Here is a 23,658-nt window from a genome sequence, read left to right as displayed (position 1 = left end):
AGTCACCCTTAAGCTGTTTAGTGTTTAATTTTCTTCGCCACTTTGGCCATCAACATAGCAATCTCCTGCTGCCGGCCAACATCGGCACTTTCGCGACCTGGTCTTTTTGGTGCCTGTTTTGCTTGTTCAAGATAGCGCATTGCCTGGGAATAGTCGCGCTTATCTGCTAATAATTCCGCATAAAAGTAATTTGGATCAATACCTTGCGGATTAAGTGTTAAGGCTTTTGTTAAAAGTTCCGCCGCTTTTTTATTACTGCCAAAACCTATAGGCCAACCTGGTACTTTGGCATAAAGCACGCCCAGACTGGTATAAGCCGAACCTTGCAAGGCATTGGCATCAAGCGTCAGCGCTTTTTCAAAATCAGCTTTGGATTCTTCAGCCACCCCCAAAGCACCAAGGCCGCCTTTGGCGCCAGCCAGGCTGGATTTAATAATGCCACGCCAGATATAGGCTTCAGCGCTACCGGCATTGTTGGCCACCACCTGATCGGCCACTGTAACCAGCTGTTGATACGCCTTTTCGCGGTCATCTTCGTCCAGCTGATAATTAATTTCTGCCCAGCGTGTTTGTAAAGGCACAATATCTGTCAGTACATCGGCCCTAAGCGCCGTGCTTGTCAACAGCAACAATGTCATTGTTATTGCCAGTTGTATGGTTTTTACAACATTTTTCACCAGGTTTATGTTGTTTATCAATTGCTTGGTACTCATAACTACCTCGTTGCTTAAGCTGTTCAGGATTTTGTTGCGGCGTATTTTTCAATAACCGCCAGTTTTTTCTGTAATGCCTTGTCCACCAGCGCCGGAAAAAGCGCATTTAACCGGACAAAAAGTTGTTCCGGCCAGCCCAAAAAGCGCCGGCTTTGTGATGCTTTTAATTGAGATAACAGCGCTGCTGCCACTTGCTCCGGGCTATCCATCTGATTACCCAGCTGCTGATTCATTGCCACCACAGCAGCACTGTTAATGCCGGTATGGGTGGCGCGGGGGGCAAAATAAAGCACCTGAAGTTTACCGGCGCCAAGCTCGCGTTTTAGCGCCTCAGTAAAACCACGCAGGCCAAATTTGCTGGCGCAATAACCGGAGAATCCCGGATAACCTATGCTGCCAAAAGCTGAACCCACATTCACAATAAAGGCATCAGCCTGTTGTTGCAGCTGCGGCAACAGCTGCTGACACAATTGCATAGGGGCCAGCAGATTCACCTTGATTTGTGCGGCGTAATCCTGCTGTGCCACCATGTCAAACTGGCTGATACCGGCATTATTGATAAGACCATGCAATGCACCTTGTTGCTGGCAAAAAACCTGTAACCGGCGTAAAGCTTTTTCATCGGTAATGTCGGCGCTGAAAACTCTGTGTTGCCCCGGCAATTGCTGACGTAATCGCAATAACGCTTCGCTGTCACGGCTAACCAGAATCAATTCAGCTCCGGCTTTGGCAAGCTCCATCGCTATAGCCTGGCCTATACCACCTGTTGCCCCTGTTAATAAAATGGTTTTACCTTTGATGTTCATCAGACAAGCTCCCCGGGCATTGTGATCGCCGTTTTGCTTAAACCATGATTGGCATCAAGGCTGAAAAAAATGTCGCCATACAGCCGGTAAAAACGTTTTGCCGCATGAATGATCAGTTGTTGTTCTTGCTCATCAACAATTTTGTCCATCAGGCTTTTGAAAAACTTAATGTGCTCCTGATCCAAAGCACCATGTGACGTCAGGTAACTAAAGGCTTTTTTCGGCAATTGCAGTTTATTGGCGATGGTACCGGCAGCATGGTCGGCCAGTGCTGTGGAGGTGCCTTCCAGCACCAGCACCATACCAAAAAAACACAAAGGACTGATGCGACGCACAGCGTCATAGGCGTAAGCCACCATCATTTCAGTGGCAAAAGCCGGTGTACTTGTCCGCGCCGCTTCCTTGTTGTAACCACAATGCGCGATGTCATTGAGGATCCACTCCTGATGGCCAAGCTCTTCTTCGATATATTCAGCCACGGCATTGCGCAGCCACTCTTTGGATTCCGGCAATAAAGCGCCCACTGACATCAATAGCGGCGTGGTATGTTTTACATGGTGATAAGCCTGCTGCAAAAAAGCGACATAATCATCCAGACTGATTTCACCGTGAAAACAGCGATGAATAATAGGCGCAGACAATAAATAATCACGTTCGGCCTGAGTGGCATCAATCAATTGCTGGTGAAAACTCATAAAAACTCCTGACATCAAATACAAGAAGTTGCTGCACAACCAGTACCCGCAGTAGGTACTGACAATTCAGTGTGCTCCGGCTGGTACATGGCAGCTATTTCGGCCTGATAACGTTCAGCTATCGGCACACGTTTTGGTCTTTGGTTGGCGGTTAAAGTGCCGTCGGACTCAGACAAAGGAGCTGACAGCAGATGATATTTGTGTACCCTGGCATAATCGGGTAAAGATGCATTGACGCTGTTTAACCAGCTTTGCAGCGCTTCGCGGCATAGTTGTGGCTGAGCGCTATATAACAAAGCCGTACAATAGGGTTTGGCATCACCAAACAACACGGCCTGCTGCAACAAGCCATTTTTTAACAACTCGGCTTCCACCCATTCCGGGTGAATATTGCGGCCAAAACTGGAAATCAACAGGTTCTTTTTGCGACCTTTGATCTGCAAATCACCGTCCGCTGACAGACTGGCCAAATCACCTGTCGCCACCCAGCCAGACTCCGGCTCAGTCTTAGTTGCGCTTTCTGCCGACACTGTAGTGTTGTTGTCTGATAAATACCCCAAAAATGGGGTTTTCACCCAAAGTTCACCCCCGACAATTTTTAGCTGTAGGTGCGGCAGTGCTTTGCCAACAGCAAGCAATTCCTGCGAAGTTGCAGTGACAGCGTTATGTGTTGACAAAGCCACCACAGAACCACATTCACTTAAGCCATAACCCTGATAAACCGGCAAGCCAACTTTGGCCGCTGCTGTTAATAGTTCAGGTGCAACCCGGGCACCACCAACCGCAATAAATAATAAAGTTTTTGGTGCTTGCCAGCCTTGTTGACAAGCCAGCACCAGCAGCTGCAACAGCTCTGGCACCAAAATCAGGGTCTGAGGCTCTGTGCTGCTGATCAGCGCCAGCAATTTTTGTGGTTGGGTAAGACTGCTGCCGGTAAAACCTCTGTTGTGTTCTTCGGTGAGCAACACTTCGCCACCGGCCAGCAAAGGCGCATAAATACCGGCAATATTTTCCAGCAAAGTACTGAGTGGCAATAAACACAAGTGCCTTGGTTGCTTAATGCCAATACGCTCCACCAGACTTTGCGCCACCTGAAACTGGGTTGCGGCCGACAAACAAACACCTTTAGGTGTGCCGGTTGAACCTGAAGTAAAGGTAATTTTCTGACAACCTTGTGGCAACACCGGCTTCGCTTTCATTTCGCCGGTAAAAAGCTCAGCTTGTACTTGATACTGGTAGATCCACAAGCCGCCATACCGAGTGCACAGCAAATAACCGGCTTGTTTCAGTTCGGTGCTGCTGACGATGACATCAGGCTCAACTGATTGTAATACGTGAGAAATCTGGCTTTCACTCAGATAGGTCGGCAAAGGTACCAATACGGTTTCATTGGCAATACAAGCTAAATCCAGCAGCACCCATTCAACATTGCCAGGGCTTAACAACACCACTTTTTTTGCCTGCAGTGTGTTCAACTGCAATTGCCATTGTTGCACTCTGAGCATCAGTTGACTGAGATCCAGACTTTCACCACTTTGCACGTCTGTGAGTTTTGCCGTTGCCGGGAAATTCAGTTTCATACACAAACTCCACTTTCGGCAAACTGCCGGGCTTTGGCTGCTGTTATCAAAGCAGGAACTTTGTGTAATTGCACAGTCTCAGGCGATGGTACCGGCGCTCCGGCCTGCTCAAGGCTCAGTCCACTGACAGTGGCATGCAAGGCAGGCCAGAACTGGCGCGGTAACGCCAATAAACGTGGTGATTGAGCAATCAACGCCATCGCCTGTGTTAAATCGAGGGCACAGACTTTTGGATGGCTCTGGTAATAACTGCCCCAGCTGTTGGCGGCTTCGCCTAAACGGCTGGCATCGCCATCGGCTAAGTAGGTAAGCTCAAGCCCATGGCGCTGCAATAACGCCTGTACCTGCTCTGTTGCACAACACACCAGCTGGCGATAACCCAGTTGGTGTAAAGCATAAGCCAGCACCACAAACAGCAATAAAGTGTATTGGCGGTTGGCAGAAAACAGATTGCCAATTTCCACCACCTCGTCTCTTTGGGTATTAATGCCAACCGACTGCAAGATGGAGCAGATATCGGCATCGAGGTATTGCTCAACAAACAAAGACTGGTTCTGACCGCTGCGAATACCTAAGACCGCCTGCCACTCTCCCCGAGCTGACACTGCCAGTAAATCAGGCATAAAATTCCGGACTTCGGCACCATAAGCCCCGGCAAAACCACGGGCAATAAAATCTTGTAATGAAGCGCGAGCCGGATCTGCAGCATTCAGCAATAACAACTTTGCCTGACTGCCGGCATCTGTTGTTGCGCTTGTGGTCGTTGTATCCGGTGTGACTGCCTGCGGCTGCCCAAGGGAGGAATTGTCAAATTGTAACTGCAGTGCCACCATCATCATCTCCAACTTCGGATTATGTTGGTGATTCTGGCTGCTGAAACTTAAAACAACCTTAAGCCGGAAATGTCGTGTTTTAAATAGGCCAAATAAATGAGAGGGAGCAATTTAAAGATGTAACAGCATACTGCAGAACTTCGGCAGGCAGCATCAAGACTTAACCAGCTTGCAGTATTTAAGCGACGGTATAAATCATGATGAAATCGCAGAAAGTTGCGGCTGTTCACTATCGGCAACCACCTGATAAAAAGCACATTACAGCTCTTCTGTACAATGGCTACACCTTATTTTTCGTTCGCAGAAACCGTGCAAGCACCAGGCCTTTTATAGGAAAACCTTACCCAAAACACATCCATTGACAGTGCATATTACGAGATGTTAGTTTCCAATATGATGACTTGTCAGTACAGATATCGAACACTTAAAGGAACGTTCTGTGAAAACTATATTTTTATCTGGCATGGCTTTGGTGCTGCTGCTTTTTGTAAATAACGTCATTGCAAACAATAACGAGCAAGAATCAAAACCCGTCGCGAAGTTTGATATCGCTCAAAGCATCAAAGAACATGCCCGTTATTTTGGTTTTACCAATACCAAATCATATCTGCATTTTGCGCACCAGCTGGAAAGACTGGTCAGCGGTGACGCATCGATTGGTAGCCCACTCAATGAAGATCCAAGATATCTCAGTACTATTGGTGCTCGGCGTGCTGCAAATGAATTAAGTGACACTGAAAAACGTCAGCTTTCAGAAATGATGAATGAACGTAAAAATGCATTGGCCGCTTATTTAGGAGTACCAGCGAAGGATGTTTATCGTTTAATGGACGCCTATTTAGATTACACCAAGCTACAACGGAATGTTTTTTCTGCTCACTATATGGCTTCCGCTGCGCCAAAAGATGAAAAAGATCAATAAATAGCGATTATCCAGACGAGCACTGCGGCTGAAAACTCCAGAGATGGCTATCTCGAATTGATCATTTGGGACATGGCAGTCGATGCTGACATTCCACAGTACACTGCATTTTATGTATTTTTCGAATCCAGTGGTACTTACCAAGAATATAAATACAAAAACTACTCAGGTTCGTGGGCTACAACAGGTAAATTAGCATATATAGGGGATGAAAGTGCCGAAGGGTCAATTATCCCGCAAAATTAACCATTCTCCAGCGCAAGAAAACCAGCAGCAATAAAAGCCTGAAATCCTAATTTGAACTCGCAGCTAAATCATAAAAAACGCCTATTTGCGGTTCTTTATAGCTCAAGAGGCGATACAAAGCCCAAGCCCGACAGATCTTCAGGACAAACCTTAAATACAAAGTTCCGATATCCATAAAAAAACCCGCCATCAGGCGGGTTTTTTAAACACTCAAAACTAAAAAGCTATTACCAGCCAGTCAGTTCACGCAGTGCTTTACCGATGTCTGCCAGAGAACGTACGGTTTTCACACCAGCGTCTTCCAGAGCACGGAATTTGTCATCAGCTGTACCTTTACCACCAGAGATGATGGCGCCAGCGTGGCCCATGCGCTTACCAGCTGGTGCAGTTACACCGGCAATGTAAGACACGACAGGTTTGGTCACGTGAGCTTTGATATAAGCAGCAGCTTCTTCTTCAGCAGTACCACCGATTTCACCGATCATGATGATGGCTTCAGTCTGTGGATCTTCCTGGAATAATTTCAGGATGTCGATGAAGTTAGAACCTGGGATTGGGTCACCACCGATGCCTACACAAGTAGACTGGCCGAAACCTTCGTCAGTAGTTTGTTTTACAGCTTCATAAGTCAGAGTGCCTGAACGTGAAACGATACCTACTTTACCTGGCTTATGGATATGGCCTGGCATGATACCGATTTTACATTCGCCTGGCGTGATAACGCCTGGGCAGTTTGGACCAATCATACGTACGCCTTTACGGTCAACGTATTCTTTGGCAAACAGCATATCGATAGTCGGGATACCTTCAGTGATACATACAATCAGCTCTAAACCAGCATCAGCGGCTTCGATGATTGCATCTTTACAGAAAGGTGCCGGAACATAAATCACAGTGGCAGTTGCGCCAGTGGCTTCAACTGCTTCTTTTACTGTGTTGAACACTGGTAAACCAATGTGCGTCGTGCCGCCTTTACCCGGGCTTACACCACCAACCATTTTGGTGCCGTATTCCAGCGCCTGAGTTGAATGGAAAGTACCCTGGCTACCGGTGAAACCCTGACAGATGACCTTAGTGTCTTTGTTGATGATAATAGACATTATTTGCCCTCCGCGGCTTTCACAACAGCTTTTGCAGCTTCAGATAATGAGTTAGCAGCAATGATGTTCAGGCCAGAGTTTTGCAACTTCTGTGCACCTAATTCAGCGTTGTTACCTTCTAAACGCACCACGACTGGTACGCTTACACCCACTTCTTCAACAGCACCAATGATACCTTCAGCGATCATGTCGCAACGAACGATACCACCGAAGATGTTGACGAATACTGCTTTTACAGCTGAGTCAGACAGGATGATTTTGAATGCTTCGGTCACGCGCTCTTTAGTTGCGCCGCCGCCAACGTCCAGGAAGTTTGCTGGTTGGCCACCGCTTAATTTCACGATGTCCATAGTACCCATAGCTAAACCGGCACCGTTCACCATACAACCGATGTTACCTTCTAAAGCAACATAGTTCAGTTCCCACTGAGCAGCACGGGCTTCACGCTCGTCTTCTTGTGATGGGTCATGGAAAGCACGCAGTTTTGGCTGACGGTACAGCGCATTGCTGTCAGCAACCAGTTTAGCGTCTAAGCAATGCAGGTTACCGGCTGAAGTAATTACCAACGGGTTTACTTCAATCAGCGCGATGTCCAGATCAACAAACATCTTGGCGAGGCCCAAATAGATGTTGGTGAACTGTTTGATTTGTGTGGCGTTTAAGCCCAGCTTGAAGCCGATTTCACGCGCCTGGAATGGCTGAGCGCCAACCAGCGGATCAACCGCCATCTTAATAATTTTTTCTGGTGTTTCTTCAGCGACTTTCTCGATGTCTACACCACCTTCAGTCGACGCCATAAATACAATGCGACGGCTTGAACGGTCTACCACGGCACCCAGGTACAGTTCTTTTTCGATATCTGTACAGGTTTCTACCAGGATCTTGCTGACAGGCTGACCTTTTTCGTCAGTTTGGTACGTAACCAGATTTTTACCCAACCAATTTTGAGCAAAGTTACGGATTTCTTCTTTAGAAGAAACTAATTTCACACCGCCCGCTTTACCGCGACCACCAGCGTGAACCTGAGCTTTCACTACCCACTTGTTTCCACCAATACGATCTGCTGCTTCTGCTGCTGCCTGTGGAGTTTCTTCCGCATAGCCTTCAGATACAGGTAAACCGTATTCGCGAAAAAGCTGTTTTGCCTGATATTCGTGCAAATTCATGGCTTCTTTCCGTTTTTCTATTGATTGTAGCCGCCCTTTCGGTGCGGCCAGACCCATTGGATAATGGCCTTATGGCTATATCCAGATGATTTAAAAGGCTGCTAATAGCAGCCTTTCCGCTCGCTTATATTAGATATCCAACAGAATACGGGTTGGATCTTCTAATAATTCTTTTACTGTGACCAGGAAGCCCACAGATTCTTTACCATCGATGATACGGTGATCGTATGACAACGCTAAGTACATCATTGGCAGGATTTCCATCTTGCCATCTACTACCATCACGCGGTCCTGGATTTTATGCATACCCAGAATAGCGGATTGTGGTGGGTTGATGATTGGCGTTGACATCAGAGAACCAAAAACACCACCGTTAGTGATAGTGAAATTGCCACCCATCAGGTCGTCCATCGACAGTTTACCGTCGCGGCCTTTAATAGCTAAATCTTTGATGGCTTTTTCAATTTCAGCCAGATTCATTTTGTCGCAGTCGCGCAGAACCGGAGTAACCAGACCACGTGGCGTAGATACTGCAATGCTGACGTCAAAGAAGTTGTGATACACAATATCGTCGCCATCAATAGCAGCGTTCACTTCAGGGTAACGTTTCAGCGCTTCAGTCACAGCTTTCACGTAGAACGACATAAAACCTAAACGGATGCCGTGTTTTTTCTCAAACACGTCCTGATACTGCTTACGCAGTTCCATAATTGGCTTCATGTTCACTTCGTTAAAAGTGGTTAACATGGCCGTTGAATTTTTGGCTTCCAGCAGACGGTTGGCAATGGTTTTGCGCAGGCGCGTCATAGGCACACGTTTTTGTGAACGGTCACCCGCTACAGCAACTGGTGCAGCAACAGCAGGCGCAGCTTTAGCAGCCGGAGCCGCTGTTGCGCCAGACAGGAATTTTTCCACGTCTTCTTTCGTCACACGGCCGTTTTTACCAGAACCCTGGATTTTGCTGGCATCTAAGCCTTTTTCAGCAATCATGCGACGTACTGAAGGTGTTAACACTTCGTCAGCATCAGCAGCTGGTGCCGCTGCGGCAACTGGTGCTGCTGCCGGAGCCGCAGCAGCTGCTGTTGCACCTGCATTCAGATGACCAATCACCTGCTCTGCCAGCACTGTTGCGCCTTCAGCGTGGACGATTTCGCCCATCACGCCGTCAGCTTGTGCCACAACTTCTAAAACAACTTTGTCAGTTTCGATATCAACCAGAACCTGGTCGCGGCTGACGGCTTCACCTGTTTTTACATGCCAGGTAGCAATAGTTGCATCAGCAACGGATTCGGGTAGTACTGGGACTTTAATTTCCACTTTGTCACCTTTTTACAGATTGGTCTGCGTTTGTGTTCAGTCTTACAAAGCCAAAGCCAGCATAGGAAAACCCACACTGACCAGAAAATTTGCTGCAACCCAAGGTTGCAGCGATGTTTATCAGGTTACGAACCTTAAGCCAGCGTCAGCGCGGCATTAATCAGCGCTTGTTGCTGTTTGTTGTGTACCGACAGGTAACCCACAGCTGGTGACGATGAAGCATCACGGCCGGCATAAGTTAACCGGGCGCCATTTGGAATAGCGGCCCAGAAGTTATGCTGACTGCAATACCAGGCACCCTGGTTTTGCGGCTCTTCCTGACACCAGACAAAATCGGTCACGTGCTGATATTGCGCCAGCACTTTGGCCATTTCGTCTTGCGGGAATGGGTATAACTGCTCAACACGCACAATAGCAATGTTGTTCAGGCCACGTTTACGGCGCTCTTCCAGCAGGTCGAAATACACTTTACCGCTACAGAACACCACACGTTTTACGTCTTTGGCTTTGATGTCGTCAATTTCGCCAATCACGTTGTGGAATTGGCCTGATGCCAACTCTTCCAAAGTTGATGTTGCCAGCGGATGACGCAGCAAGGACTTTGGTGACATGACAATCAGCGGACGGCGCATTGGGCGCACCATCTGACGACGGATCATGTTAAACACCTGAGCCGGTGTGGTCGGAACCACTACCTGCATATTGTGATCAGCACAAAGTTGCAGGAAACGCTCTAAACGGGCTGAAGAGTGCTCCGGACCCTGACCTTCATAACCATGAGGCAATAACAATGTCAGACCACAGAGACGGCCCCACTTTTGTTCGCCTGAACTTAAGAACTGGTCAATCACTACCTGAGCGCCGTTGGCGAAGTCGCCAAACTGGCCTTCCCAAATCACTAAAGCGCGCGGTTCAGCTGTGGCATAACCGTATTCAAAAGCCAGTACTGCTTCTTCAGATAAAGCAGAATCATAAACCTGGAATGGGCCCTGCTCAGGACTTAAATGCTCAAGCGGCGTATAAGTGCTGGCGTCGTTTTGATTATGCAGTACTGCATGGCGGTGGAAGAAAGTACCACGGCCTGAGTCCTGACCGACAATACGGATACGGGTGCCTGAACCTACTGTCGCAGCGTATGCCAGAATTTCAGCAAAACCCCAGTCGATCTTCTTCTCGCCTTTGAGCATTAAAGCGCGGTCTTCGTAAACCTTACCGACCTGACGTTGCAAGCTGTGTTCTGCCGGAACTTTAATGGCTTGTTGACCCAAAGCGACCAAGTCTGCCACTGACAGACTGGCATCGTAAGCTGTAGTCCAGTCATGACCTAAAAATGGTGTCCAATCAACAGCAACTTCGGTCATTGGTTTCCATTCTTCAACCACACAGTCGCCTTTATCCAGCGCGTTGCGATAGTCATCGACCATTGCCTGCACTTCAGCGCTGGTGAACTGACCAGCTTTGATTAGCTTATCTGCATAAAGCTCACGCGGCGTTGGATGTTTTTTGATTTTCTGGTACATCAAAGGCTGAGTTGCATTTGGCTCGTCGGCTTCGTTGTGACCGTTACGACGGTAACAAACCAGGTCAATCACCACGTCACGTTTAAAGGTATTGCGGTAATCTACAGCCAGCTGAGCGACAAAAACTACAGCTTCAGGGTCGTCACCGTTAACGTGGAAAATTGGCGCCTGCACCATTTTAGCGATGTCAGTACAATATTCGGTAGAACGGGTATCTTCAGGATTTGAAGTGGTGAAACCCACCTGGTTGTTAATCACCAGACGAATAGAACCACCCACCTTAAAGGCGCGGGTCTGAGAGATGTTAAAGGTTTCAGCTACCACACCCTGACCGGCAAAAGCAGAGTCACCGTGAATAGTAATAGGCAAAGCCAAAGAACCATCGGTACAACCACGACGGTCTAAACGGGCACGCACTGAGCCCATCACCACAGGGTTTACAATTTCTAAATGTGACGGGTTAAAGGCCAGCGCTAAATGTACATCGCCGCCTTTGGTGGCGAAATCTGATGAAAAACCCATATGGTATTTCACATCACCGGCACCAACCACTTCATATTTACCGGCGAATTCGTCAAACAATTTGCTTGGGTTTTTACCCAGCACGTTAATTAACGTATTCAGACGACCGCGGTGTGCCATACCAATAATGCAGTCTTTGGCGCCTTGTTCACCGGCACGGTGGATCATGGCTTTGAGCATTGGCACCATGGCATCGCCGCCTTCCAGACCAAAACGTTTGGCTCCCGGGAATTTGGCTGATAAATAACGTTCCAAACCATCAGCGGCAACCAGACCTTTGAGAATCTGTGCTTTAGTGGCTTTGTCATAATTTGGTGTGGAACGCACTGATTCTAAACGTTGTTGGATCCAACGTTTTTCATCCGTAGACACTATGTGCATATATTCAGCACCGATAGAACCACAATAAGTAGTCTCCAGCGCTTTTACCAGTTCACCGAGTTTCATGGTTTCAGTGCCGGCAACAAAAGAGCCGACATTAAACTCAGTGTTAAAATCATCCTGGCTTAAATCATGAAATGACAACTCCAGATCACGGACACGTGGACGTTTCCAAAGTTCCAGTGGATCCAGTTTGGCATGTTGGTGGCCACGGAAACGGAAAGCATTGATAAGTTGCAGAACTTTCACCTGACGGCTGTCACCACCGCCATTTGCCACCACCACTTCGCGGTGTTTATTTTTGGCAAGTTCAGCAAACTGCTGACGGATATCGGAATGCCGCGATTCCAGTTCGACACCATCAATTTTTGGTAATTTTGCGAAAAATTCGCGCCATTCATCACCAACACTGGTAGGTTCAGCTAAGTAGGATTCATAGAGTTCATCAACATAGGCCATGTTGCCACCGCCAAGATGAGAAGACTCCAACCACGCCTTCATTACACCTTCGTGCATTTACTTTCCCTTATCTCGAAGCACCTGGAAAAAAGTAGCAAAAAAATAGCCATGGAACAGGTTTGATGGCTATTTTTTCCTGGTTGGCGGGCACTTCACAAGCTGTCCGCCACAAATTGTCAAAAACTGTTGTTACGAAAGGGGCGCTTTACAGCGCCCGGTTTAATAACATTGATTTGATTTGACCAATGGCTTTGGTCGGGTTCAAACCTTTTGGACATACGTTGACACAGTTCATGATACCGTGGCAGCGGAATACGCTGAAAGCGTCGTCCAAATCGTTTAACCGTTGTTCTGTGGCGGTGTCACGGCTATCCGCCAGGAAGCGGTAAGCATGTAACAAACCAGCAGGGCCAATGAACTTGTCAGGGTTCCACCAGAACGATGGGCAAGACGTAGAACAACAGGCACACAGAATACATTCGTATAAACCGTCTAACTTAGCTCGTTCTTCCGGCGATTGCAGATATTCACCTGCCGGCGGTAAGTCGTTATTGATTAAGTACGGTTTTACTTTCTCGTATTGAGTATAAAACTGAGACATATCAACCACTAAGTCACGCACTACCGGTAAGCCCGGCAGCGGACGGATCACCAATTTGCCGCCTTTACCTTTACCTAAAGCAGATAAAGGTGTAATGCAGGCCAAACCATTTTTGCCGTTCATATTCAGACCGTCTGAACCACACACACCTTCACGGCAGCTGCGACGGAATGATAAGGTTGGGTCTTGTTCTTTTAATTTCAATAGCGCGTCAAGCACCATCATGTCGCGGCCTTCCGGATTATCCAGAACATAGTCCTGCATCCGTGGCGCTTTGTCGACGTCAGGGTTGTAGCGATAGACAGAGAATACTAACTTCTTCATTCTGCATCCCTCTTAGTACGTACGTGCTTTAGGCGGGAAAGCGTCACGGAACTTAGGTTCCATATTCACTTTACGCTTAAACATTGATTCAGTATCTGGCGTGTAGACGCTGTGGCATAACCAGTTTTCGTCGTCACGGTCCGGGAAGTCAAAACGAGCGTGGGCACCACGGCTTTCTGTTCTGTAGTTGGCTGCAACTGCAGTAGAAAATGCGGTTTCCATCAGGTTGTCCAGTTCTAAACATTCAATACGCATGGTATTAAAGTCTGAGCTCTTGTCATCCAGACGGGCATATTTCAGGCGTTCACGAATAACTTTTAACTGCTCTAAACCTTCAGCCATCGCAGCACCTTCACGGAATACCGAGAAGTTCAGTTGCATACATTGCTGTAAGTCTTTTTTGATTTGCACTGGATCTTCACCCTGACCTGGCTTGCTGTCTTCCCAACGTTGAGTACGGGCTAAAGCAGCTTGCAGATCCGAGTCAGAAGCAGCACGGTATTCAGATGTTGCAGAGAGGGCTTCACCCAGGTGTAAACCAGTGGCGCGACCGAATACAACTAAGTCTAACAAGGAGTTACCACCTAAGCGGTTGGCACCATGTACAGACACACAAGCGATTTCACCACAAGCGAATAAACCAGGCACTACAACTTCAGAACCGTCAGCTTTTGGATGAATCACCTGGCCATGAACGTTGGTTGGAATACCGCCCATCATATAGTGACAAGTTGGGATTACCGGAATTGGCTCTTTTACCGGGTCAACGTGAGCGAATGTTTTCGACAGTTCACAGACACCTGGTAAACGGCTTTCTAAAACTTCAGCACCTAAGTGGTCCAGTTTCAGTTTGATGTGTGGACCCCATGGACCATCACAACCACGGCCTTCACGGATTTCAGTCATCATAGAACGAGCTACAACGTCACGACCCGCTAAGTCTTTGGCGTTTGGTGCATAACGCTCCATAAAACGCTCGCCGTCTTTATTTAATAAATAACCACCTTCGCCACGACAACCTTCAGTTACCAGGGTACCGGCACCTGCAATACCTGTCGGGTGGAATTGCCACATTTCCATATCCTGCAGCGGCACACCGGCACGCAGTGCCATACCCACACCGTCACCGGTGTTGATGTGCGCGTTTGTGGTAGAGGCGAAGATACGGCCTGCACCACCAGTAGCCAGAACTACTGCACGGGATTTAAAATAAACAATTTCACCGGTTTCGATTTCAATGGCAGTACAACCTACCACGGCGCCGTCCTGGTTTTTCACCAAGTCCAGTGCATACCACTCAGAAAATACCTGAGTTTTGTTTTTTACGTTTTGTTGGTACAGCAGGTGCAATAAAGCATGACCGGTACGGTCTGCTGCAGCTGCGGTACGGGCGGCCTGTTCGCCACCAAAGTTTTTCGACTGACCACCAAAAGGACGCTGATAAACACGGCCGTTCTCAAAACGAGAGAAAGGTAAGCCCATGTTTTCCAGTTCAGTAATGGCTTCAGGGCCAGTTTTACACATATATTCAATAGCGTCCTGGTCACCGATATAATCGGAACCTTTGACGGTATCAAACATGTGCCATTCCCAGTTGTCCGGGTGAGAGTTACCTAACGCAACAGTGATACCACCTTGCGCAGATACAGTGTGAGAACGGGTTGGGAATACTTTGGATAACAAAGCACAGGTTAAACCTGATTCAGTAATTTGCAGAGCGGCGCGCATACCTGCACCACCTGCGCCTATTACCACGGCATCAAATTCGCGTACTGGAATATTCAATTAAGCACCCCACAGAACAAACAGGCCAACAGCGACATAACCAAAAGCGATGGTGTACAACACAAATTGCAGCACAGCGCGTAATGTCGATGATTTTACATAGTCGGTCAGTACCTGCCACAAACCAATTTTGGTGTGAACAGCAATACAAACCAATGCCAGTAAGGTGAAGGCTTTCACCAGAATATTAGAAAATAAGGCTTTCCAGCCTTCAAAAGTAATTTCCGGGGTGCACAGGAAATAACCGAGGATAAAAAAGGTATACAGCGTTAAAATGACGGCTGTTGCGCGTAATGAAACGTAATCTTGTACGCCATCACGCTTTAATGATGCTTGATTCAGAACCATAACCAGACTCCAGCTAATACGGCCAGTACAAGCCACAACGCTATAGCTAATTTAGCGCTGAGTTTGCCCGACTCTAACTCTTCCCAATGGCCCATATCCATGATCAGGTGGCGTACGCCGCCGACCAGGTGATAAATCAGCACAGTGATGGTACCCCAGGCGATGAACTTGGCGACAAAAGAAGTCATGACTTCTTTTACCAGTGCAAAACCTTCGGCAGAAGACAGGGATACTGCCCAAGCCCAAATCACGAAAATCAGCGCAAAAAACATTGCCACGCCGGTTACACGATGCAGGATAGAAGCAGTTGCCGTTACCGGCATGGATATAGTGGTGAGATCAAGATTTACAGGTCTTTGCTTTTTCACAGTTTCTTGCCTATCGACGCCCTATTCTGAGCTTTGTTGTCATTATACGTTGCTGCATAAACAGTCAACACCCAATGGATATACAGGCTACAGCGCGGAGTGGTTCAGCCCAATTTTTTATCTATCGGTCAGTGAACTGATTTAGAACCCGCAACAGTATATATTTCACAAGTGTGGATTACAATTTATGTTTAATTTTGTTGAAGAAAATCCACGCTTGACAGGGTAAAGCTTCTGGCAGGATTGGCAATTCGACTAGAGTCGAATACTTATTATGCAGTTAAGCATTAAAATTGACTTTTAGGGTCCAGTTGCGGGTAGAATAAGAATTCCTACCGGTTAAACCAATAACAACACAGGAGAAATCCAATGGCAGATAAAAAAGCTGTCGTGCATATCGAAGGCCTGGCGCCTATCGAACTGCCAATTTACTCGGGCACGGCAGGCACAGATGTAATCGATGTACGCGCCTTGGGTCAGCACGGTTACTTCACCTTCGATCCTGGCTTTATGTCAACAGGCTCTTGTGAATCAAAAATCACTTATATCGACGGCGACAACGGCGTGTTATTACACCGTGGTTACCCGATTGAGCAGTTGGCTGTAAAATCGGATTATCTGGAAACCTGTTATTTGTTATTGGAAGGCGAATTGCCTACCAAAGCTCAGTATGACAACTTCACCCATGTCATTACCCGTCATACTATGGTGCATGAAAAGCTGGCGTCATTCTTCCAGGGTTTCCGCGTAGATGCACACCCTATGGCAATGTTATGTGGTGTGGTTGGCGCTATGTCGTCTTTTTACCACTCAGATTTAAACGTAAATGACCCTGAGCAGCGTAAACGTTCTGCCCACCGGTTAATTGCCAAGCTACCAACTATTGCTGCCATGGCGTACAAATATACGATTGGTCAGCCATTTGTGTACCCACGTAACGAATTAAGCTATGCCGAAAACTTCCTGCATATGATGTTTTCGGTACCTGCTGAAGATTACAAAGTGAGCCCTATAGTGGCAAAAGCCATGGACCGCATTTTTATGCTGCATGCGGACCACGAGCAAAATGCGTCAACTTCCACAGTACGTTTAGCCGGTTCTTCAGGTGCTAACCCTTATGCCTGTATCGCCGCAGGTATTGCATCTTTATGGGGCCCTGCCCACGGCGGTGCCAACGAAGCTTGTTTGGTGATGCTGCAGGAAATTGGTTCAGTTGAGCGCATCCCTGAATTTGTTGCCCGTGCTAAAGATAAAAACGACTCTTTCCGTCTGATGGGTTTTGGTCACCGTGTTTATAAAAACTTTGACCCACGCGCCAAAGTCATGCGTGAAACCTGCCATGAAGTGTTAAAAGAACTGAATATTAAAGATCCACTGCTGGACGTTGCGATGGAGCTGGAGCGTATTGCGCTGTCAGACCCATACTTCATTGAGAAGAAACTGTATCCAAACGTCGATTTTTACTCAGGCATTATCCTAAAAGCCATTGGTATTCCAACCAGCATGTTTACCGTGATTTTTGCAATGTCACGTACTGTCGGCTGGATCTCTCATTGGGACGAAATGTTGTCAGACAAAGGCCACAAAATTGGCCGTCCACGTCAGCTGTATACTGGTTATACCGCCCGTGATTTTGTTGATATCAAAAAACGTTAATCTGTGTATGTAAAAAAGCGCCCAAGGGCGCTTTTTTTTGCCCGCTATTTTTCAGCTGTTGTATTTTTTGGTGATATAGAGCCAAAACAGCAACTCTTCAACAGAGTGCTAAACTTGCTGCCTTTGGTAAAAAAGGGCAAAATCCGCCTTTATTTTTTGTACCTGCCAGGTGATCTTTGAGTTTTGACGTCAAGGCTTTTCGCAACGAGTTTGCATTTTTTCAGCAACATCCGGATTGGGTTTATCTGGACAGCGCCGCAACCATGCATAAACCCCTGGCGGTTATTGCGGCAGAACTGGCTTTTTATCAAAAAGATAACAGCAATGTGCATAGAGGCGCCCATCAGTTAAGCCAGCAGGCAACCACTTTGTTTGAACAAGCCCGCGACCAGATTGCAAAAGCGCTAAATGCCAAACGACGGGAAGAAATTATCTGGACCAGCGGTGCCACTCAGGCACTGAATATGCTGGCGTCCGGCTTGATGGGCACAGTGTTAAAACCAGGCGACCGTATTTTACTCACCGCGCTTGAACATCACGCCAATATAGTGCCCTGGCAATTTTATTGTCAGCAGCATGGAGTATTCATTGATGTAGTGCCACTGACGGCCGAACACGAGCTCGATTTACAAGCTTATCAACAACTGCTTGAATTAAAACCAAAAGTAGTTGCAGTGGCGGAAGTATCCAATGTGCTTGGCACCATTCAACCGCTTGAAAAAATAATCAGCCTTGCCAAAGTTGCCGGCGCTATCGCTGTGATAGACGGTGCTCAGGGTGTTGTACTGGCAAGGCCCGATGTCCAGACGCTTGGCGCTGATTTTTACGTGTTTTCCGGTCATAAACTCTATGGCCCCACCGGCATTGGGGTGTTGTATGGCCGTTATGAGCTGCTCGACTTACTAAAACCTTTGTGTTTTGGCGGTGAAATGATTAAAAGCGTCAGCTTTAGCGGCACTACACTGAACCAGTTGCCCTATCGGTTAGAGGCAGGCACACCCAATATTGCCGGTGCTATTGGTCTTGCAGCTGCGATGTGCTGGTTAAACAACTTTGATAGCGCAGCGCTTGCCGCACACAAACAACAACTTTTCACCAAGCTCTACCAGGGTTGTCTCGCCATCAAAGGCCTGGAACTGTTGTCACCACAGCAAAATAACGCCGGTATTCTGGCTTTAAATATTAAAGGTGAACATCCAACAGATGTGGCCGCAATTTTAAACGAACAAAAAATTGCGGTGCGCGCTGGTACCCACTGCGCTATGCCGCTGTTTCAGGCACTGCAATTACCAGGCGCTGTACGTTTATCATTGGCTGCCTATAACAACAGCCAGGACATAAATCGCACGCTGCAAGCACTAGAACAAACAGTGGAGTTATTGCAATGACTGCCCATGAGCTTATTTTGCAAAGTAAAGCGCCCTACCTTGCCATTGCAACGCACGAACTGCCAGCCATTGCAGCAAGCAGCGACTGGCAAAACAAATACCGTATTTTGATGAATCTGGGTAAACAACTGCCGGCTTTTAGCAGCGATCTTCAGCGTGACGAGTTATTAATTGCCGGTTGCGACAGCAAAGCCTGGTTGTTGCATCAATTTGATGGCATCACACAAACACACTATTGGGCTTTTGACAGTGAAGCGCGGGTGGTGAAAGGTTTGGTGGCTCTGGCTATTTGCCAGCTAAACGGCTTGCCTAACAACGAGTTAGCGCAGCTGGATTTCACTTCCTTGCTGAAGCCGCTTGGACTTTATCAGAATATCAGCCCATCCAGACAAAATGGTTTACAGGCTGTACTTGATAAAATGGCCAGTCAAATCAAAGCCGCAAACTAAACCAAAACAGCAAATCAGCGGCACAGCTTCAGGCTGTGCCAAATCATTGTTTTTAGATTGGTTTTTTGGTTTAGCTGTTTGATATTACGGATTCGGCTTTGGCCGCCAAAGCCGCTTCTTTTGCCGCCACATTGGCTTTATCGGCCAACTTTCGAAGCACCCTGGACACAGCCACAAAAGCAAAACTGGCGGTCACCACTGTCACAGCACCAAAACCACCACTACAATCCAGCCGCATTGCTGTTGGTTGTTCATCAGTCACTTCAGGTTTAGCCAGACAAACAGTGCCATCCGCTGCCGGATAACTTAGTTGTTCCGTAGAATAAACCGCATCTATGCCAAAACGACGTTTGATATTGCGGCTGTAGTTATAGTCTCGGCGCAGGTTATTGCGCACCTTGGCGAGCAAAGGGTCATTGATGGTCTGGGTTAAATCAGCCAGCTGAATTTGAGTGGGATCGGTCTGACCACCGGCGCCACCTATGGTGACCAACGGAATTTTATTACGTTTACAATGGGCTATCAGCGCAGTTTTGGCTTTGATGGCATCAATGGCATCAATCACATAACTAAAATCAGGCTGCATGAGTTCAAACATATTGTCGGCGGCAATAAAGTCCGTCACCTGATGCACCACACAAGCAGGATTAATTTGTAAAATCCGCTCTGCCATCACCGCTACTTTATCCTGACCAATAGTGTCAGAAAGTGCATGCAGCTGACGATTGACATTGCTGATACAAATATCATCCAAATCAATCAAGGTGATTTCACCAATACCAGAGCGCGCCAGCGCCTCTGCGGCCCAGCTACCCACACCGCCTATACCCACCACACACACATGCGCCTTGGCAAAAGCTTCCAGCGCAGCAGTGCCATACAAACGGCCAATACCGGCAAAACGTAATAAATAATCTGACATTTGTTGTGTTTTACACCTGAAAATTGCGCATAAGCGGCGCGTAACAAATCACTTTTTACCATAAAAGCGCAGCTGCTGTGCTGCGCCACCTTGTTGTTAAAAACCTTATGGTTAAAAACCTCGTAGTTAAAACCTTGTGGTTAAAAAACTTAAGCCGGCTTGTGCTGCCAATTTGGTTTTTGATAAAGCGGCCAATCCAGCAACCAGGGCGCTGCCCAGTTGCTTTTTAACTGTTGTTGCACAGCTGAAGTTAAAAAATATTGGCCGGAATCCGGTGCACAAACAAAACGCCAGTCCTGATTTTTATAATAAAAACAAAGCGCATACGCATGCAGATAAACCCTGTCTGAAGGGTCCGCCTGATACAGCTCGTCACCTAAAATTGGGGCAGAAACCGACTTTAACGCCACCCGGATCTGATGGGTTTTGCCGGTAAAAGGCTTAATCAAATACAACCTTAACCTTGCTGGCAAAGTCTCTTGTTCAGTGGCAAAACCTGCCGAAACAAAGCCTGTTGAGACAAAATAACTCACCGCCGGATTATCATGGCTGCTCAAGAGTTTATAAGCACCACGCCGGGCGGGCGCCATATCACCTTTGACCCAACCTTGTTTTTTAGTATTTTTACCTGTGCTCAGTGCCAGATAATATTTCTGAATTTTTTGTGCTGAGAATAACGCCGACAATTCTGCTGCGGTGTCTGAACTTCTGGCAAAAATAATCAGCCCTGAAGTGACTTTATCCAGCCGGTGCACCGGATACAGTGCATAACCTAACAGCGCAGCAGCCTGTACGACTAAACCAGCGCCTTCTTCTGAATGAAAACTAACTCCGGCTGCTTTATTCAGCACCACAAAATCAGCATGTTCAAATACCAGCTGAAATGTTGCTTCTGCTGAAACCGCTGCAACAGCATCTTCTTGCCCGCTCAAGCAACCAGCCCTTTGGCATAGAGATTGGCGTGGGCTAAATCTGCCGGCGTGTCCACACCCACAGGCGGCACTTGTGCTGCTTCAGCCACATGAATAGCTTCACCTTGCCATAACACTCTAAGCTGCTCCAGGCATTCAATCTTCTCGAGTTCTGACACTGGCCAGCTGACATAATCCTGAATAAAACCAGCACGATAAGCATAAATACCAATATGACGGCGGTATATTTGCGCTGTTTTGTCCGCATAAGCGCCATCGCGGTCAAAGGGCATCACACTGCGGCTGAAATAAAGTGCATAACCGTTTTTATCTGTGACCACTTTCACCACATTGGGGTTTTGCACTTCGGCAATGGCCGATACCGGCACCGACAAAGTCGCCATCCGTGCTTTATGCTGCCCCGACAAATTTTCTGCCACCTGACGGATAATGGCCGGTGGAATAAAAGGCTCATCACCCTGCACATTCACCACCACAGTGTCTTTGGCAAGTTTTAGAATATCCACCACTTCGGCCAGACGTTCAGTGCCGGATTGATGACTGGTTTTGGTCATCACCACTTTGGCGCCAAAATCCGCTGCCACTTTAGCTACGCGCTCATCATCAGTGGCAATCACCACCTCTGCGGCACCACTTTGTGTCGCTTGTTGCCACACCCACTGGATCATCGGCTTGCCGTTGATATCGGCCAAAGGTTTGCCAGGCAACCTGCTGCTGGCAAAACGCGCCGGTATCACCACTACAAAAGCCATGGTTCAACCTCAGCAGCGCTCAGCTCGCGGCTTTCTGAACTTAATAACACCGGAATATCCTGTTTCACCGGATAAGCCAGCCTGTCAAAAGTACAAATAAGCTGTTGATTTGTTTTATCAAGTTTCAGTCTGCCTTTACATAAAGGGCAGGCGATAATGTCTAATAGTGCAATATTAAAGGCCATAACGACTCCACAACTGTGTCAGTTTGGCCGCTAAAACATCCTGAGCGGCCTGAGGTAAACGGGCGGAAACGGGTAAATAAAACCAGTCAGATTTTGCAAAAGACCGGCATTTCACCGCATCTTTTTCGGTCATGAGCAAAGGCCCGGCAACATCGGCAAAATCTTCCGCCTGAAAAGCATAATGATCAGCAAAAAAGTGCGAAGCAGTGCTGTGATACCCCATTTGCGCTGCACTGCGGGTAAAACGGCGTGGATTGCCAATGCCACTGACGAGAGTCACGGCAGTGCCGGCAGCTAAATGCTGCTGCTCATTTAATAAAGCGCGGGCGCTTTGTGGCTGCAGTTCAAAGGTAAAAGGAGTCAAAGGACTTTTTACACTGTTGGACATCACTAAATCTGCCTGTGTTAACCGCCAGACACCTTCCCGTAATGGACCGGCTGGTAACAATAAACCATTGCCCAAACCACGGCTGCCATCCAGCAGAATAATTTCAATATCACGTGCCAATGCATAATGTTGCAGGCCATCATCGGACACAATAATGTTGCAGTCGCTGTGAGCCAACAAAAATTGTGCTGCCGCCACCCGGTTTGGACAGACCACCACAGGGCATGAACTCCGGCTTGCCAATAAATAAGGTTCGTCGCCGACAGTTGCGGGGCTGTCTTTTTGCACATCAACCAATACCGGCGCTTGCAGTTTTACGCCATAACCACGGCTGACAATACCGGGTTTCCAGCCTTGCTGGCGCAGGTAATCACATAACCATAAAGTGACAGGCGTTTTGCCGGTACCGCCCACCGAAATATTACCTATCACCAGCACAGGCGCTGCGACACGGTGTGATTTCAGCACACCGGTTTTAAACAGCAGTCGCCTGCTGGCGCTAAGCAATGCAAATACCAGACTCAGTGGCAATAACAACCAGCTCCAGCCAAAAGGCTGATACCAGCTGCGCTCCAGGCTGGTCATGCACTGTCTCCAAACTGCATTTTGTATAAGCTGGCGTAATAACCGTTTTGTGCCAGCAATTCGTGGTGATTGCCCCGCTCGACAATTGCGCCCTGATCCATCACTAAAATCACGTCGGCATTTTCAATGGTCGATAAACGGTGTGCGATAACCAGATTGGTGCGGTTTTTCAGAAGTTCATCCAAAGCCGCCTGAATTTTACGCTCGGACTCAGTATCCAAAGCCGACGTGGCTTCATCCAGCACCAACACAGGCGACTGGCGCAATAAAGCACGGGCTATGGCAATACGCTGACGTTGACCACCGGAAAGCGTCACGCCGTTTTCGCCAATTTCGGTATCCAGACCTTTGGGCATCTGGCCGGCGAATTCCATCACATGGGCTTTTTCCGCGACGTCCAATAAACGCTCTTTAGTTAACTCACCTTGAAAACCGTAGGCAATATTATTGGCGATAGTGTCGTTAAAAAGCACAACATGCTGGGAAACTACAGCAATCTGGCGGCGAAGTGAGTCTAAAGTGCAGTCTTTAGTGTTGATACCATCCAGCAAAATTTGGCCTTGCTCCACTTCATAAAAGCGGGGTAACAAGCTGGAAATGGTGGTTTTACCGCTGCCGGAGCGCCCTACCAAAGCCACGGTCTGACCGGCTTTAACACTAAAATTAATGTCTTTCAGCACTTGTTTGTCATGGCCGGGGTAACTGAATGTCAGAT

At 47.6% G+C, this 23,658-nt stretch carries 23 protein-coding genes; 4 read left to right on the top strand and 19 right to left on the bottom strand.

Translation table 11 applies throughout. The annotated features are described in order from the left end of the window. Positions 1–17: 17 nt before the first annotated feature. The 5 genes from RCH83_RS01220 to RCH83_RS01200 all read right to left on the bottom strand — a co-directional run bounded on the left by RCH83_RS01220 (position 18) and on the right by RCH83_RS01200 (position 4,633). Positions 18–638: a tetratricopeptide repeat protein gene (locus RCH83_RS01220; protein ID WP_306518228.1), complete on the bottom strand. Its 621-nt coding sequence runs from the start codon at positions 636–638 to the stop codon at positions 18–20. A gap of 98 nt (positions 639–736) precedes the next feature. Continuing rightward, a complete protein-coding gene (locus tag RCH83_RS01215; protein ID WP_306518226.1) occupies positions 737–1,519 on the bottom strand; it encodes an SDR family oxidoreductase in 783 nt (260 codons plus the stop codon). Further along, positions 1,519–2,214, bottom strand: a complete 696-nt coding sequence (locus tag RCH83_RS01210) for a TenA family transcriptional regulator (protein WP_306518224.1) — start codon at positions 2,212–2,214, stop codon at positions 1,519–1,521. Before RCH83_RS01210 ends, RCH83_RS01215 begins: the two co-directional genes overlap by 1 nt. 14 nt (positions 2,215–2,228) lie before the next feature. Further along, the gene (locus tag RCH83_RS01205; RefSeq protein WP_306518222.1) at positions 2,229–3,794 is read right to left on the bottom strand and encodes an AMP-binding protein; all 1,566 of its coding nucleotides are present in this window, start codon (positions 3,792–3,794) and stop codon (positions 2,229–2,231) included. Further along, entirely contained in the window at positions 3,791–4,633 is an 843-nt protein-coding gene (locus RCH83_RS01200) for a thermostable hemolysin (protein ID WP_306518221.1), read from the bottom strand. Before RCH83_RS01200 ends, RCH83_RS01205 begins: the two co-directional genes overlap by 4 nt. A 433-nt stretch (positions 4,634–5,066) precedes the next feature. Between RCH83_RS01200 and RCH83_RS01195 the strand changes: the two genes are divergently transcribed. Beyond that, complete coding sequence (locus RCH83_RS01195; RefSeq protein WP_306518219.1) at positions 5,067–5,549, top strand: hypothetical protein; 483 nt, start codon at positions 5,067–5,069, stop codon at positions 5,547–5,549. A 473-nt stretch (positions 5,550–6,022) separates the two neighbouring features. Here the strand turns inward: RCH83_RS01195 and sucD are convergent, their stop codons facing one another. From sucD to sdhC, 8 genes are all read right to left on the bottom strand, one after another. Further along, positions 6,023–6,895, bottom strand: coding sequence for a succinate--CoA ligase subunit alpha (gene sucD / locus RCH83_RS01190; protein WP_306518217.1), 873 nt, complete (start codon positions 6,893–6,895; stop codon positions 6,023–6,025). After that, complete coding sequence (gene sucC / locus RCH83_RS01185; RefSeq protein WP_306518215.1) at positions 6,895–8,061, bottom strand: ADP-forming succinate--CoA ligase subunit beta; 1,167 nt, start codon at positions 8,059–8,061, stop codon at positions 6,895–6,897. Before sucC ends, sucD begins: the two co-directional genes overlap by 1 nt. Before the next feature lie 129 nt (positions 8,062–8,190). Beyond that, complete coding sequence (odhB, locus tag RCH83_RS01180; RefSeq protein WP_306518213.1) at positions 8,191–9,378, bottom strand: 2-oxoglutarate dehydrogenase complex dihydrolipoyllysine-residue succinyltransferase; 1,188 nt, start codon at positions 9,376–9,378, stop codon at positions 8,191–8,193. A 134-nt stretch (positions 9,379–9,512) separates the two neighbouring features. Further along, positions 9,513–12,317 carry a 2-oxoglutarate dehydrogenase E1 component gene (locus RCH83_RS01175; protein ID WP_306518211.1) on the bottom strand — a complete coding sequence of 935 codons (2,805 nt, stop codon included), beginning with the start codon at positions 12,315–12,317 and terminating at the stop codon, positions 9,513–9,515. A 148-nt stretch (positions 12,318–12,465) separates the two neighbouring features. Continuing rightward, positions 12,466–13,185 (bottom strand): succinate dehydrogenase iron-sulfur subunit, encoded by a 720-nt coding sequence (locus RCH83_RS01170; RefSeq protein WP_306518209.1) that lies wholly within the window; start codon positions 13,183–13,185, stop codon positions 12,466–12,468. A gap of 12 nt (positions 13,186–13,197) precedes the next feature. Next, positions 13,198–14,970, bottom strand: a complete 1,773-nt coding sequence (gene sdhA, locus RCH83_RS01165; RefSeq protein WP_306518207.1) for a succinate dehydrogenase flavoprotein subunit — start codon at positions 14,968–14,970, stop codon at positions 13,198–13,200. Continuing rightward, the gene (sdhD, locus tag RCH83_RS01160; RefSeq protein WP_306518205.1) at positions 14,971–15,318 is read right to left on the bottom strand and encodes a succinate dehydrogenase, hydrophobic membrane anchor protein; all 348 of its coding nucleotides are present in this window, start codon (positions 15,316–15,318) and stop codon (positions 14,971–14,973) included. It abuts the gene before it with no gap. Beyond that, complete coding sequence (sdhC, locus tag RCH83_RS01155; protein WP_306518204.1) at positions 15,309–15,686, bottom strand: succinate dehydrogenase, cytochrome b556 subunit; 378 nt, start codon at positions 15,684–15,686, stop codon at positions 15,309–15,311. Before sdhC ends, sdhD begins: the two co-directional genes overlap by 10 nt. Positions 15,687–16,055: 369 nt before the next feature. On the opposite strand from sdhC, the gene RCH83_RS01150 reads away from it, so the two are divergent. The 3 genes from RCH83_RS01150 to RCH83_RS01140 all read left to right on the top strand — a co-directional run bounded on the left by RCH83_RS01150 (position 16,056) and on the right by RCH83_RS01140 (position 19,179). Continuing rightward, complete coding sequence (locus tag RCH83_RS01150; protein WP_306518202.1) at positions 16,056–17,342, top strand: citrate synthase; 1,287 nt, start codon at positions 16,056–16,058, stop codon at positions 17,340–17,342. Between the two features lie 176 nt (positions 17,343–17,518). Next, the gene (locus RCH83_RS01145) at positions 17,519–18,730 is read left to right on the top strand and encodes an aminotransferase class V-fold PLP-dependent enzyme (protein WP_306518200.1); all 1,212 of its coding nucleotides are present in this window, start codon (positions 17,519–17,521) and stop codon (positions 18,728–18,730) included. After that, the gene (locus RCH83_RS01140; RefSeq protein WP_306518198.1) at positions 18,727–19,179 is read left to right on the top strand and encodes a SufE family protein; all 453 of its coding nucleotides are present in this window, start codon (positions 18,727–18,729) and stop codon (positions 19,177–19,179) included. Before RCH83_RS01145 ends, RCH83_RS01140 begins: the two co-directional genes overlap by 4 nt. Before the next feature lie 70 nt (positions 19,180–19,249). Here the strand turns inward: RCH83_RS01140 and tcdA are convergent, their stop codons facing one another. The 6 genes from tcdA to RCH83_RS01110 form a co-directional block, all read right to left on the bottom strand. After that, a complete protein-coding gene (gene tcdA / locus RCH83_RS01135; protein WP_306518196.1) occupies positions 19,250–20,101 on the bottom strand; it encodes a tRNA cyclic N6-threonylcarbamoyladenosine(37) synthase TcdA in 852 nt (283 codons plus the stop codon). 149 nt (positions 20,102–20,250) lie between these two features. Continuing rightward, a complete protein-coding gene (locus RCH83_RS01130) occupies positions 20,251–21,033 on the bottom strand; it encodes a TIGR01621 family pseudouridine synthase (protein ID WP_306518194.1) in 783 nt (260 codons plus the stop codon). Continuing rightward, the gene (kdsB, locus tag RCH83_RS01125) at positions 21,030–21,785 is read right to left on the bottom strand and encodes a 3-deoxy-manno-octulosonate cytidylyltransferase (RefSeq protein WP_306518192.1); all 756 of its coding nucleotides are present in this window, start codon (positions 21,783–21,785) and stop codon (positions 21,030–21,032) included. Before kdsB ends, RCH83_RS01130 begins: the two co-directional genes overlap by 4 nt. Continuing rightward, positions 21,773–21,970 (bottom strand): Trm112 family protein, encoded by a 198-nt coding sequence (locus RCH83_RS01120; RefSeq protein WP_306518190.1) that lies wholly within the window; start codon positions 21,968–21,970, stop codon positions 21,773–21,775. The genes kdsB and RCH83_RS01120 overlap by 13 nt, the downstream gene beginning before the upstream one ends. Then, the gene (gene lpxK, locus RCH83_RS01115; RefSeq protein WP_306518188.1) at positions 21,960–22,943 is read right to left on the bottom strand and encodes a tetraacyldisaccharide 4'-kinase; all 984 of its coding nucleotides are present in this window, start codon (positions 22,941–22,943) and stop codon (positions 21,960–21,962) included. The genes RCH83_RS01120 and lpxK overlap by 11 nt, the downstream gene beginning before the upstream one ends. Further along, positions 22,940–23,658, bottom strand: a 719-nt coding sequence (locus RCH83_RS01110; RefSeq protein WP_306518186.1) for an ATP-binding cassette domain-containing protein, incomplete at its 5' end; no start/stop codon positions are given. The genes lpxK and RCH83_RS01110, both read right to left, overlap by 4 nt.

The sequence above is a fragment of the Rheinheimera sp. genome (genome assembly GCF_030824435.1).
GTDB lineage: Bacteria > Pseudomonadota > Gammaproteobacteria > Enterobacterales > Alteromonadaceae > Pararheinheimera.
Note: the sequence above shows the minus strand (reverse complement) of the source record. Positions and strands in the feature narration are given on the sequence as shown.

Excerpts from the sequence above, each read along its gene's own strand:
- RCH83_RS01220 (WP_306518228.1), bottom strand. The coding sequence starts at position 638 with ATGACATTGTTGCTGTTGACAAGCACGGCGCTTAGGGCCGATGTACTG.
- RCH83_RS01215 (WP_306518226.1), bottom strand. The coding sequence starts at position 1,519 with ATGAACATCAAAGGTAAAACCATTTTATTAACAGGGGCAACAGGTGGT.
- RCH83_RS01210 (WP_306518224.1), bottom strand. The coding sequence starts at position 2,214 with ATGAGTTTTCACCAGCAATTGATTGATGCCACTCAGGCCGAACGTGAT.
- RCH83_RS01205 (WP_306518222.1), bottom strand. The coding sequence starts at position 3,794 with ATGAAACTGAATTTCCCGGCAACGGCAAAACTCACAGACGTGCAAAGT.
- RCH83_RS01200 (WP_306518221.1), bottom strand. The coding sequence starts at position 4,633 with ATGATGATGGTGGCACTGCAGTTACAATTTGACAATTCCTCCCTTGGG.
- sucD (WP_306518217.1), bottom strand. The coding sequence starts at position 6,895 with ATGTCTATTATCATCAACAAAGACACTAAGGTCATCTGTCAGGGTTTC.
- sucC (WP_306518215.1), bottom strand. The coding sequence starts at position 8,061 with ATGAATTTGCACGAATATCAGGCAAAACAGCTTTTTCGCGAATACGGT.
- RCH83_RS01175 (WP_306518211.1), bottom strand. The coding sequence starts at position 12,317 with ATGCACGAAGGTGTAATGAAGGCGTGGTTGGAGTCTTCTCATCTTGGC.
- RCH83_RS01170 (WP_306518209.1), bottom strand. The coding sequence starts at position 13,185 with ATGAAGAAGTTAGTATTCTCTGTCTATCGCTACAACCCTGACGTCGAC.
- sdhD (WP_306518205.1), bottom strand. The coding sequence starts at position 15,318 with ATGGTTCTGAATCAAGCATCATTAAAGCGTGATGGCGTACAAGATTAC.
- RCH83_RS01150 (WP_306518202.1), top strand. The coding sequence starts at position 16,056 with ATGGCAGATAAAAAAGCTGTCGTGCATATCGAAGGCCTGGCGCCTATC.
- RCH83_RS01140 (WP_306518198.1), top strand. The coding sequence starts at position 18,727 with ATGACTGCCCATGAGCTTATTTTGCAAAGTAAAGCGCCCTACCTTGCC.
- tcdA (WP_306518196.1), bottom strand. The coding sequence starts at position 20,101 with ATGTCAGATTATTTATTACGTTTTGCCGGTATTGGCCGTTTGTATGGC.
- kdsB (WP_306518192.1), bottom strand. The coding sequence starts at position 21,785 with ATGGCTTTTGTAGTGGTGATACCGGCGCGTTTTGCCAGCAGCAGGTTG.
- RCH83_RS01120 (WP_306518190.1), bottom strand. The coding sequence starts at position 21,970 with ATGGCCTTTAATATTGCACTATTAGACATTATCGCCTGCCCTTTATGT.
- lpxK (WP_306518188.1), bottom strand. The coding sequence starts at position 22,943 with ATGACCAGCCTGGAGCGCAGCTGGTATCAGCCTTTTGGCTGGAGCTGG.